Raw genomic sequence first — 13,771 nt, forward strand, 5'->3', positions numbered from 1 at the left:
AATAACGATGCTAATTATGAGCCCAGGTTATAATTTTGATAAAGAATGCAGTAGATGGTATTAATAGTTATTTAATTTTCTTTTTAATAATGGTGATTAAATAATAGTTATTGGACTATTGCCTAATGGATGAATGTAAAATATTGCCGCCAAAATCAAATGAAAAAAATTCCACAAAAAAGCAAATCACGCTTCCCGGTTTGGGAAAACGGGGAATTAATTGTTTAGCCTGATTGACGTTAACGATTGATTAGTCACCCGAATGGTTAAAACGAATAAAAATATGTACTTATTAAAAGTCTTTCTCCCCTTCCTAAATCGTTTTTATCACCCCAATGTTTACTGTCATTTATAAGACACTGAATAACTTGTTAATAAAAAACTAATTTTATATTGCGATGTAAATCGCACCAGTTGTTTTACAGGTACATTTGACGCGCTAATAAGGCCATATCATAATATGAATAAATTATACACAGCAGTTACTGTTTCCCTTTTGTTGCTGTGGTTCGCAGGTAAAACATCGGCTCAGCAAATCCCGGTGAGTGATGCTAATAAAAAGGAGTTGACCAGTCTTTCGGCACAGGCAAGAGCATCTTTTATTGCTAACTATAAAAACGCGCTGGTTCTCGCACAAAAAAATGGCTGGGTCATAAAGCGTAAAACGAAAAAGGGCGGGATCTTATCCTTGCAGGGGGTAAATAAACTTGGCTTCCCCATCTATCTAAAAACCGACAATAACACTACTGCTGCTGCAACCACGCAGACCAACACCGTGCAACCTGGCGGATCGGCCGGGTTAACGCTCTCGGGGGCAAGCACATCAATAAACGGGATGCTGGCTATTTGGGATGGAGGTTCGGTTTACAAGGCGCACCAGGAATTTGCCGGTAAAACCATTACACTGCACGATTCGACTGCCCAGGTTATTGAGCACGCCACCCATGTATCCGGAACAATGATAGCAAAGGGTGTGTACCCGCCGGCAAAGGGAATGGCATTTAACGCTAATACCCTGCAATCATACGATTTTGATAACGATGTCGCTGAAATGAGCGCAGCCGCATCGGGGCTGCTGCTTTCAAACCACTCCTATGGCGATGCGGCGGGCTGGTATTTTGATGGTCTTTCAAACCATTGGGAATGGTATGGACTACCGGGTGATAGTGTTGATTATAATTTCGGCTTTTATGGGGAACGGACACAAAGCTGGGATAAAATAGCCGTCGCTGCGCCTCATTATCTGATAGTGGAATCGGCGGGGAACAGCCGTTCGGAAACCGGCCCTGCGGTGGGTCAGGATTATTATGGTTATTCAAGTAAAACCAACCAAACGTTTGTCGACAAAGGCGCAAGGCCCGCGGGTATAAGTAATAACGATGGTTATGATATTATTGCCACTACCGGTAATGCAAAAAATGTATTAACAGTGGGAGCGGTAAATCCTCTACCCAACGGGCCTACGAACAGCAGCGATATCAGTATCGCCTATTTTAGCAGTTACGGACCTACCGACGATGGCCGGATAAAACCGGACATAGTTGGTGATGGTGTGGATGTATTGTCTACAAACAATGCAGGTACCACATCTTATACAACATTGTCCGGGACTTCAATGGCGGCGCCAAACATTACCGGCTCGCTATATTTATTACAGGAATATTATTCGCAAAAAAACAACGGCGCCTTCATGCGTGCCTCAACGTTAAAGGGGTTGGCCTGCCATACTGCCTTTGATGCGGGAAATGTTGGCCCGGATTACATTTATGGCTGGGGCCTGTTAAATATGCGCAGTGCAGCACAGGCGATAACCGACAACGGCGGCAAAAGCCTGATAAAGGAAATAGTTTTGCAACAGGGGCAAAAGCAAATCTATAACGTTGTGGCTTCGGGCAACGGCCCTCTGGTGGCAACCATATCATGGACGGATCCTGAGGGTACTGCAACAGCCGAAGGTGTAATTAACAGCCGCACCCCAAAGCTGGTGAATGATGTCGACATCAGGGTAAGTGATGGCAGCACAACCTTCCAACCCTGGATCCTGGATCCTTTAAATCCATCTGCTGCAGCAAAAACAGGTGATAATATTTTAGATAATATCGAACAGGTTTATATCCCGGGGGCTGTGCCAGGTAAAGCGTATACCATTACCATATCGCACAAAGGGACTTTAAAGGGGGGCTCTCAAAACTATTCGCTTATTGAAACCGGGGTTGGCGGCGTAACCTATTGCGCTTCGGCACCCTTGTCAAGCGCAGATTCAAGGGTTAACAACGTAACGCTCTCAAATCTCAATTACACGCCGCCGGCGGGTTGTACCACCTATTCTGATCATACCGACCAAACTATACAGCTTGAAGAAGGAAAAACCTACCCGCTAAGTATTACCCTTGGAACTTGTGGGGCAAATTTTAATAAGGCGGCCAAAGTTTATATCGACTGGAATGGCAACGGCGTTTTTGATGCGAATGAACTTGTGGCAACATCAGGTATTATAAATGGCACAGGAGTTTATTCAACCAACATCACCGTTCCCGGAACAGTAATAGCTAACAATTACAGTGTGATGCGGGTGGTACTTGCAGAAACTAACGATGCATCTACAATTACGGCATGCGGCAACTATGCCAAGGGCGAAACACAGGACTACCGCGTGCAGTTTCTACAAACCGCAATTGATGCGGGTGTAACTGCTATCGTAACTCCCGAATCTTCCGGTGCCTGCTCGGCTGCAACCCAGGTTACCGTTAGGCTCAAGAATTTTGGTAGATTAGCCATCAGTAATATCCCGGTTACCGTAACTGTTACAGCACCCGATAATTCTGTTACCACATTCCAACAAACTTATACAGGTACCCTGCAACCAGCTGAAGAGGAAAATTTTATCCTCAATACAACGTTTAACGCCACCGCCGGATCATCCTATAAAATAACTGCCGTCACAAATTTGGCAGGTGATCCGATCGGTGAAAATAACCAGGTAACTGAAACTGTATTGATCAGCCCGCCGCCGGTTGCAACTGATCTCACTGCTTACTACTGTTCCGACAGTAAACAATACGAGCTATCGGGCAGCGGCGATGGTACACTTTTATGGTATCAAAATATTAATGACACGTTGCCGGTGGGGTACGGTTCACCCGCGGCGGTAACTGCTGCCCCGGTGAACAATACTTATTACGCGGGCCTTAATGATTTTGCAGGCGGCGTTGGCCCGGCTACTAAAAACGTATTTACAGGTGGAAATTATAACCAGTTTACCCCGTATATCAGCGTAACAACCAAAGTTCCGGTAATAATTGAAAGTGCGCGTTTGTATATCGGTTATTCGGGTAAAATTACATTTAGTGTTAATGATGCAAGCGGGCGTACTGTATCAACCTCAACCATTAATGCCGTAGCTACACGAACCACTCCGCTAGCAGGTGAACAGCCTGACGATGCCAACGACCAAGGCGCCGTTTATAATCTTAACCTATTATTGCCTGCGGCGGGAGATTATACTATTAATATAGCCTATGACGCTAATGCCACCATTTACCGTAACAATGCTGGCGTAACAGGCTATCCTTTTAAAATAGGGAACATATTCAGCATAACAGGTAACAATGCCACCTCTGGGACCGACACCGCTGCTTACAAACAATACTATTATTATTTATATGATATCAAGGTGAAAAGTGCGGGCTGTCCATCTGTAACCAGGCAGGCTGTAACGGTTACCAAGCCTGTTATAACCCAAAATGCAACAACATTAAGCTCGAGCTTTGCGACAGGTAATCAATGGTATTTAAATGGAAAGGTAATAAATGGAGCTACAAAGGCAACTTATGTGCCCTTACAAAGTGGTAATTACCAGGTGGCTTATATATCGGCAACAGGGTGTACTGTCTTGTCTGACAATTATGTTTACATTATTACTGCAAACAGTCCCGGTAAAAATACTGATATCGGCCTGGTTGTTTTCCCGGTACCTGCCAGCACCAAGCTGAGTATTCTTTTTGCCGCCAAAAATGATGCTGAACTCTCTATTGCGCTTATAAATGCGGCAGGGCAAAAAGTTTATAACACCACACAATCTATCACGGCGGGTAATTTTAGTACGGCCGCTGATGTAACCTACCTGCCCGCAGGGACTTATGTTTTGAAACTAACTTTAGGTCAAAAAGTGTATAATACCAAGGTGATTGTATTGAGGTGATTTTTTTGTCCGAAGTCGGGAAAATCCGAAAGTCCGAAAGACGCCGTGCCGTGGTTTTGGAGGACAGAACAGAAGTAGTGTTGTCGGGCTCCTCTTAAATCAAAAAATCCAGAAGAATGGATCTAAACGATTCCTTCTTCCGGACTTTACTGACTTCCCCGACTTTCGGACTCTTAAAACGTGTACTTAATTCCCAATCCCGGCGCTATGTCGAAAAAGGGGCCTGTAGCTAATTCCACTCGCGGATTAAGGTCCAGGCTTACGGCAATTGGCGATTGCGGGATCACGTATTCTAATCCAACTACACCGTCAATACCGAGCAATATGTGGCTGCTGGTGTAATATTCGTCGCTGCCATTAAACCTGTGGTAAATACCGCTCCCCACCGAACCGATGTGCGCACCTGCACCGTAATAAAATTTCAGTTCTTTAACGCCGAAAGCTACCTGGTTTATTTCGTATAAACCGGTAATTACCACACCATGCGACCTGAAGCCCAGCAATCCTTCAATTGAAACATCGTCGGTTGTAAAATACTTTCCGGAGATGCCGTTTTCGTAGCCGCCGAATTTAAGACCGACCGCTGTTTTGTAATCCTGCGCGTTTGATTTTTTACTGATCAGCAAAAAAGAGAATAAGATAAATGTGCAAATAAATAGTTTTTTCATTCGATAAATTGTTTGGTTGATGTGCTATTATTTCGTTAATACGGAATAATATTTCTTAATATGTAAAGTCAAATTAACGGCAGAATTAATATTTTATTGGTGTTTTAGCAACCAAAGTGGCATGTAAAGGCAACAAACAACTGATTCCCAGCTAAAAATATTTGAGATAGTTTTAATTAAAACTGATATTATTAATATGTTTTGCACAAAAAGTAATAATAAATGCAAGCGGAAGTTCGTGAATCCTCGCCGGCAGGCGTTCCACTTTTACATATGGAACACCCGGAACGCTATGAAACATGTTGATAATCAGTTTATTTGCTTTGTAGTTAACATAAATTCAATTAAGTTACTGATAATCAAGTGTTTTAATATTGATTTTTATGTGGAACACACTTTAAGTTAAGAAAAACACCGTTGCGGTTTTCCAAAAACCTGTTGGCCTCGCTTAAATTGCGCCGCATTCATGAATTCCTTAAAATTAGTTTCTGCAATTCGATGATCTGCGGGAGCAGGCAATTGCAAAAGGTGCGTGAATCTTTAATAGGGCCGCGGCTTCATTTTTTAAAACTAAATATGATAAATTAGTCGGATTAAATTTCTGCTGATATGATGCATCGTCTAAAATCTATAAAACTCACCTGTTCAATACTGCTTACTACTCTTTTTGCGCAACAAGCATTTGCGCAGGCAGGAGTAACAGACGGGCCATATCATAACGGCATGGTGGTTTGCGCCACACCAAATGCGTCGAAAGCGGGGCTGGATATTCTGAAAAAAGGCGGCAACGCGGTTGATGCTGCGGTGGCGGTTCAGTTTGCGCTGGCAGTAACACACCCCGAGGCCGGGAATATTGGCGGCGGCGGATTCATGGTTTACCGATCGGGGAGGGGTGAAACAAATACACTTGATTTCCGGGAAAAAGCTTCGGTTGCTGCAAGTGTGAATATGTACCTGGACAGCGCCGGAAATGTGATTCCGGATATGAGCCTCAATACACACAAGGCATCGGGCGTCCCCGGATCTGTTGATGGCATGGTGGAGGCCCACAAAAAATATGGAAAATTAAAATGGGCGGAGCTGGTGCAGCCGGCAATAGATTTGGCCCGCAACGGGTTTAAAATAAGCAAGCGCCTTGCCGGTTCGCTTAACTGGATTGGCCCGCAATTCAGGAAGTTAAATCCCGGTAAAGCTTACTTTTTAAAGGATACCAAATGGGAAGAAGGCGACCTGCTGGTACAGGAGGATTTGGCAAAAACGCTGGAACTGATCCGCGACAAGGGACGGGATGGTTTTTATAGCGGAAAGGTGGCCGACGAAATTGTTGCCGAAATGAAGAGTGGCAAGGGCATTATTTCAAAGACAGATCTTGAAAGCTATCATTCAGTTTGGCGAAAGGCTATTACGGGAAGTTATAAAGGCTATAAAATAATAGCGATGCCACCACCGTCGAGTGGCGGCGTTGCCTTGCTGCAACTGCTGCATTCGGTTGAAAAATATCCGATGCACCGATGGGGCCATAACCAGGATTCCACTGTGCAGCTGATTGTTGAGGCAGAGCGCCGAGTTTACGCAGATCGTTCCAAATACCTTGGCGATCCGGATTTCTATAAAGTGCCGGTAGATAGCCTGCTGAACCCTGTTTATATCGACTCGCGTATGAAAAGTTTTAACTGGTCAGCAGCAACGCCAAGCGCCAGTATTCAGCCCGGGGCGATTGTCGGGTACGAAAGCGACGAAACCACGCACTATTCCATAGTGGATAAGGATGGTAATGCAGTTGCTATCACTACAACCCTGAATGATTCGTTCGGATCAAAAATAGTGGTTGCGGGGGCCGGCTTTATATTGAATGATGAAATGGATGATTTTAGCTCCAAGCCGGGCGTTCCAAATATGTTTGGCCTGGTTGGGGGTAAAGCAAATAGTATCCAGCCGGGTAAAAGAATGTTATCATCCATGACGCCTACTATTGTGGAAAAGGACGGTAAGCTGTTCATGGTGGTTGGTACGCCGGGCGGTTCTACCATTATTACATCGGTATTTCAAACTATTTTAAATGTGATTGAATTTGACCAGGATATGCAACAAGCCGTTACTTCCAAACGTTTCCATAGCCAATGGCTGCCCGACCAGGTGAATATGGAAAGGGATGCAATTGATAAAGCTGCCGTTGATAAGCTTACAGCGAAGGGATACAAAATAATTACCGGCGGCGTAGGCGGAAGGGTAGATGCCATACTGGTAAAACAAGACGGCAGCTACCAGGGCGGTGCCGACCCGAGGGGAGATGATACGAAGTTGGGATATTAGGAGGAGTTCATGGATCATAGTTGATGGTTCATGGCAGCTTCAGTTTTAAAGTATATAAACCAATCACAATGTTTTCTATGAACTATCAACCATGAACTATGAACAACCAGATAAAACACCAGGAAACCATTGATTACTTTTTGAAGATAGCCTGGCAAACCGTGGCTAACCGGTATAACCAGGTGGTTACTGAATTTGGGATCACGCAGTCGATAGGGTATTTACTGATCAATATTGATGAAAAGGAGGGAACCACGGTTTCGCAGGTTGCGGCTTTGCTGGGGTTGAAATCAACCAGTCTTTCGAGAATGCTGGCCCAGCTGGAAAAATCGGGATTGATCCACCGGGAATCAAACGAGGGTGACAAGCGTTCGGTTAAGATCTACCTTACCGAACTTGGTAAGGAGAAACGCCACCAGGCCAGGGTTATCGGCAGGAAATTCAACAACCACCTTAACGATAACATCAGCGAAGCAGACAGGGAGTATTTGATAAAAATGCTGAAGAAAGTGAATCAGCTGGCTTTGAACTTTAAGCCGGAGGAGGGGTAGGTGCTGCGGTGAGGCAAGGGTGAAAGTGATATAGAATTAATATAGTTTACCCTGCAGGCAGTAATGTTTGCAGGGTTTTTTATTCCACAGCGTTCCATTTTTGCACATGGAACACCCGGAACGCTGTGAAACACGCTGATAATCAGGATATTTCACTTTTGCCCTTAGGTTAAATAAGTGTAAGTATCTGATAATCAAGCATAACGTAATTGTGCATTTTTTGATGGGCGGAACGCATGGAACAGGCGGAACACAACCCGTAGTTAATAATTTTCTTTAAAGAAAATACGCTACTCCATCAATTTGAATATGTCTGCTGATCCGGAAAGGGATTTCAATTTCCACAAAAAATCCATCGACATAATTTCACAACCTGTTGATTATTAAAAAAATAGTCTTTACCTTCCAATAAAACTTTACGGGTACGCCGGTATCCGTTCCTAATACCTTCATCATGAAAATTAATTTAACGCTTCTGCTTGCGGCGTGTGCTGCATTTTTTACGACAAAAACCTTTGCACAGGTTAATGTTAGCCCTTTAACCGGTTCGGCCAATGTGGTTATTCCTGTGTGGACCTTTAACCGCGGACAGGTGAGCTTCCCGGTAAACCTGGTGTACAACGGTAACGGAGTGCATGTTAAGGATGTGGAAGGTTCAGGGGGAATCGGTTGGAACCTTCAGGCCGGGGGACAAATAAGCCGTCAATTAAGGGGCCTGCCTGACGATTGCAATGTATCCGGAATGCTCGGATGGATGAACACTGCCAATACTGCCAATACCTACATAGGCGGCATTGATGATAACCTGGGCAACTGCACCAACGAAACAGCCGACCTTGCTACGATAAGCAGCCATTTACCATATACTACCGATACCGAGCCTGATATTTTTTACGTAAACGCCCCGGGGCTTTCATGCCAGCTGGTATATGACAAAACGCTGCCCGGCTTTCGCCCGCTTAATTACCAGGATCTTAAAATTACTTATACCACCGGCAGCCAAAACGACATTACATCGTTTACCATTACCAATGATAAAGGGATCAAATATTATTTCGGCAATCCCGACCAACTAAACACCACGACCCCCGGAAGCGCGACTCCGGCTTACTTTAATACAAAGTACCTGCAGTATCATTCAGGAATAAATTACTACGACAACTGGCACCTGGTAAGTGAAACAGATGCCAATTTTAACGGGATACAGTTGTCGTACACAACCGGGCATCCCCGGTATAGCACAGATTCCGTTGCCGTATACATTGGCGGCAGTAGTACCGCAACGCGCCAGTATTATATTAAACAGTATACAGTACCTCAAATATTGAGCACGGTTTCCAGTTCAGACGGCGACCAGGTAACATTGGGATTGACCTTTACATGGACGTCCAGCTCACAAAGCGGCGGCGGCACTGATCAAAACTACATCTCATCCATCGTTGGTATGGGCAAAAACCTTAATTTTACCTACAGCCCGGTAAAGTATGTAACAGCGGGAGGCGCGAATTATTACCGGCAGTTTTTGAGGACGTTCATAGACGGTACCGACCCCAATTCGCCCACCAACTATACATTTGCCTACTACGGAGAAACGCTGACAAGTGGTAACTACACAACAACGCTGCCGGATTCGTCTTCAAAAAAGGTAGACTATTGGGGATATTACGGATCAAACGCAAATACTGCGCTATTACCAAAAGTGTGGGTAAACCCTTCAAACACAAGTTATCCGCGCTACCTTATTTACCAGTCGGCCACAGGCGGAACAAACTACCCATATTCATTAACCGGAAATAACATGAGCGTGGATGCCACCAATATAATTACCGGGGCGTTAAAGACAATCACCACTTTACAAGGTGCCGTTACTACCATTACCTATGAGCCTAACGATTATGCCGACCCGCAAAGCGGCGTGGTTAATGCAGGCGGCGGCATCAGGGTGAAGCAGGTTGAGGCCGCCGGTGGTTTTAGCACACCATCAATTATTACCAATTATTCATACACCGGCCCGACCGGCGTTTCAAGCGGCAAGCCGGTGTCGTTACCGCAGTTTGCGTTTACCATTCCATACGGCGGCTCAGCAACCGGGGCCACGCTTTGGGCAAATGCAACGGCGCTGTCAACCACCGACCTGTCTGAAGAGGACCATACCATTATGTACGGCTATTGCAAACAAAGCCGCACCAACAATGGCGTTGTCCAATACCAGTATTATGTGCCCGCAACCAATTGGGATACGGGTGCACATGCCGGCTGTGATGCCTGCACCACTACTGAATGGCTGCCAACTTTCGATATGATTGCCCGGCACAATTGTGCGTCAACCTACGGGCCGGTAGCTAACCTGGCAACTTCATACCCGTTTATCCCCAATCCCAATTACGATTTTGAGCGCGGCCTGCTGCAAAAGGTAACTACTTATTTGGATGATGGCTCTACCAAAGTAAGCGAAACCAGCTATACCTATCAGCGCTCATTCACTCCTTCAGCTATCTATGGTTTCAGAAACGACGACATTACCAGCGGAACACTGGTTATTACCGGCTACAACAAATACAACATTTATTATAATACCAGCGAATTAAGCAAGAGCGTGACCAAAACGGTTTACGATTCGCCCACGTATAGCGTGGCACAAACCAGCACTACCAACTACACTTTTGGTAGCGCTTACCACAAGCTGCTAACGCAGCAGGATCTGTTAAACAGTGATGGCACAACCCTGACGACCAAAATGTCATACACAAAAGATTTTCCCTCTGCAGGCAGCGGCACCAACGTAAACGTAACGGCGATTTACAACATGAACCAGCTGAATATGAATATTCAGGTTGAAACCATTCAGCAGGTAACCAAAGGCGGCACCACCAATATCATTGGCGGATCGTTAACCTTGTTTAAGGCATTCCCAAACATATCTACCACCAGTTCCATGCCCTCGCAACAGCTTCGACTGGTGCAGGCCGGCGGCATCCCATCAACCAGTTTTGTACCATTTACCGCAACGGGCAGCGGGAGCAGCCAGTCTATCTCCATGAATTCGCATTATTTCCCGGTAGCCAACTTTACCAGCTACGACTATGCGGGATTCCTGCTTACCAGCGACGACAACAATCACCATGTTGTTACCCAGGCACCGGACCACAACATTTATAAAACTTCTATAGTAGCCAAAAACGTCGCATCGAACGAACTGGCCTATTCCGACTTCGGTTACCAGATCTATATTCCGGGGTTTTATATAACTGGTACCGGCGGCTCGGTAATTACCAATGGCGGCCATACGGGGAACGGGTATGCGTTTACCACCGCACAAACGGCTACCGCAACGGTTAGTAAAAATGCCTTAACACAGAAGTATATCTTCTCCATCTGGATAAACGCACCGGCAGGTACAAAAACGCTTAACCTGTCGTTAAACGGCGGTACGCCGGTAGCTTATACCTATACGGGTACAGGCGCATGGAAATATTATGAATGGCCCATAACGGTCACCACCATGCCGTCGAGCTTCACGTTCGCGTTCACCTCCTTACAGGCTGTGTCGATAGATGATATTTTGTTTTACCCGAGCACGGCAGAGGTAGCAACTTTTAGTTACGACAATATGAGCAATGCCACCGCCTCGCAAACGGATACCAACGGCATTTCGACCTATTACATTAACGACACCTGGGGGCGGGTGCTGTATGTTTTGGACCAGGACCATAACATAGTGCAGCGGAATAAATATTTGATCCAACTGGGGAATTAACCAGGCGGCGGAATTAAATTATTTACATAAAAGAACCTGACCTCATGAACTTGAAACCCATATATAACCTTTTACTTGTCATAACGTTAAGCACCGCTTCGCAGTTTTGCTTAGCACAAGCGCAGGTTTTTACCCGCCAGGAAAATATCCGCGTGGCTGGTGTTACCACCGATGCAGCAATAGATGCCCTTTCGGTAACTGATAAGCAAACCACCTACCAGTATTACGATGGCTATGGCCGGCCGATCCAGACCGTAGCCTTTGAGGGGAGCCCCCTGCAAGCCGATCTGATCCAGCCTGTGGCCTATAACGGCGCGGGGCAGCAGGTAACAGGTTACCTGCCATACACTGACGGGGCGGCCATAGGCGATTACCGCAGCAATGCTCTTACCACCGCCCAGCCAACGTTTTACAACAACACCAGCACCTACTTAATTGCGCGCGACAACTCGCCTTTTGCCAGCCAGGTATTTGAGAACAGCCCGCTGCAGCGGCTGCTGCAATCAGGCATGGTGGGCGATGGTTTTCAGCCGGGCGTTGCCGGTGCGCATTACAAAACCATAAAATACCGCAGCAATAGCAGCACTGCCGATGGCAGCATCCTGCTCTGGAACTTCGACGGCAGCTATACCGCTGGCAGCGTTTACGCCGATAATACGCTTTCGGTAACCGATGGCAAGGACGAGGACAACGTGGAAACCCTGGTGTATACCGACCTTGCGGGGAGAACGATCCTGAAAAGGCAGATCCACAGCGGGGGGAATTATGATACCTATTATGTGTACAACATCGCCGGAATGCTGAGCTACCTGGTCCCGCCGAAGGCCACTGCGGCGCTGGCGGCCAACAGCTACAGCCTGACCACCGCACCATTGAGCAACCTAGTGTTCAGTTATACCTATGACGACCATGGCAGGGTAGTTACCAAAACGGTGCCCGCCGGCGGAACGATGTACATTGTTTACGACCCGCTGAACCGCCCGGTGCTGATGCAGGATGCCAACATGCGGGCGAATAACAAGTGGAACTATATTAAGTACGATGTAAAAGGCAGACCCATCAGCCAGGGCATTTATATAGATGCCACGCATACTACATTGCCCCTGATGCAGGCCTATGTGGCAGGCTTAAGTTACACCACCTGGTACGAGAGCCGGAATGCTACGGCAACTGCAGGTGGCTATTACACCAATGTAACGTTCCCAAACTCGGGCAATACGCCATTGGCCTGGGCCTATTATGACGATTATGACCTGAATCAGGATGGTACGGACGACTACAGCTACGTAACCCAAAGCGATGCCAGCCTGCCAAATGAGGGCAGCGCCACCACAGCAAAGTTAAGGGGCGTGCCTACCATGATCAGCACCACCACCATGGGTAACGGCATTACCGCCGGCCTTTGGCTCACCACGGCCACGTTTTACGATAAGCGGGGCAACCCCATCCAGGTACGCAGCAACAACCATTTATATACCGGGGCAACGGTATTGGAGGATACTAAGACGGTAGCCGTTAACTTTATCGGCGCACCGATTACCACCAAGGTGGAGAAGATAACCGGGGCATCTACCTCGGTAAAGGTATATACCGCCCTCACTTACGACCATATGTACCGCCTCACCGGCGTAAGCCAGAAATATAACAGCGGCACCATGCAGGTAGTAGCTGCCTACAGCTATAACGAGATTGGGCAAATCATAAAAAAAGGCGTGGGCTACGCCGGCAGCGCGGGCGCGTGGCTGCAGAATATCGACATGCGGTATAACATCCGCGGGCAGCTGCTCACCATCAATAACAGTACGCTTACCAATGATATGACGACCGCCAAGACCAACGGCGACACCAACGATGTGTTCGGCATGCAGCTATTTTATGACCAAATTGCAGACGGCAGCATCGGCAACACACAAAAATACAACGGCAAGCTGACGGCGCTGAAATGGATGAGCGTGGACAATGCCGGCGCAAAATCAAAGGAGCGCAGCTACAAGTTTGCTTATGATGATGTTGACCGGTATACCGCCGAAAACTATGGTGAACGCAACACGGCAGGTACGGGCAATTTCACGGTTAACGCAAACGGGTTCGACGAGTTCGGGATAACGTACGATGCAGGCGGCAATATTGTCACTTTAAAGCGCAACAGCTCCTTCATGGGGAATACGGGGACTAATACCGCTATAGATAACCTAACTTACACCTACAGCACAACCAACCCCAACCAGCTGGCATCAGTGGCTGATGCAACCGGGAACACTTCGGGCTTTATTGGAGGTAC

5 protein-coding genes and 1 pseudogene are annotated in these 13,771 nt (G+C 46.6%); 5 read left to right on the forward strand and 1 reads right to left on the reverse strand.

All coding sequences use genetic code 11. The features are described from left to right. Positions 1–460: 460 nt before the first annotated feature. Complete coding sequence (locus tag KXD93_RS29445; protein WP_258141145.1) at positions 461–4,201, forward strand: S8 family serine peptidase; 3,741 nt, start codon at positions 461–463, stop codon at positions 4,199–4,201. A gap of 173 nt (positions 4,202–4,374) precedes the next feature. On the opposite strand, the gene KXD93_RS29450 is transcribed toward KXD93_RS29445, so the two are convergent. Continuing rightward, the gene (locus KXD93_RS29450) at positions 4,375–4,869 is read right to left on the reverse strand and encodes a hypothetical protein (RefSeq protein WP_258141146.1); all 495 of its coding nucleotides are present in this window, start codon (positions 4,867–4,869) and stop codon (positions 4,375–4,377) included. A 609-nt stretch (positions 4,870–5,478) separates the two neighbouring features. Between KXD93_RS29450 and ggt the strand changes: the two genes are divergently transcribed. The 4 genes and pseudogenes from ggt to KXD93_RS30690 all read left to right on the forward strand — a co-directional run. Further along, positions 5,479–7,182 (forward strand): gamma-glutamyltransferase, encoded by a 1,704-nt coding sequence (gene ggt / locus KXD93_RS29455; protein ID WP_258141147.1) that lies wholly within the window; start codon positions 5,479–5,481, stop codon positions 7,180–7,182. 110 nt (positions 7,183–7,292) lie between these two features. Further along, the gene (locus KXD93_RS29460) at positions 7,293–7,733 is read left to right on the forward strand and encodes a MarR family winged helix-turn-helix transcriptional regulator (protein WP_258141150.1); all 441 of its coding nucleotides are present in this window, start codon (positions 7,293–7,295) and stop codon (positions 7,731–7,733) included. A 454-nt stretch (positions 7,734–8,187) separates the two neighbouring features. Continuing rightward, positions 8,188–11,490, forward strand: a complete 3,303-nt coding sequence (locus KXD93_RS29465; protein ID WP_258141148.1) for a hypothetical protein — start codon at positions 8,188–8,190, stop codon at positions 11,488–11,490. Positions 11,491–11,534: 44 nt separating this feature from the next. Then, positions 11,535–11,975, forward strand: a pseudogene (locus KXD93_RS30690) (DUF6443 domain-containing protein); the annotation flags it as partial. Positions 11,976–13,771 lie beyond the last annotated feature (1,796 nt).

Source organism: Mucilaginibacter phenanthrenivorans, assembly GCF_024721155.1.
In the GTDB taxonomy this organism is placed as follows: Bacteria; Bacteroidota; Bacteroidia; order Sphingobacteriales; family Sphingobacteriaceae; genus Mucilaginibacter; species Mucilaginibacter phenanthrenivorans.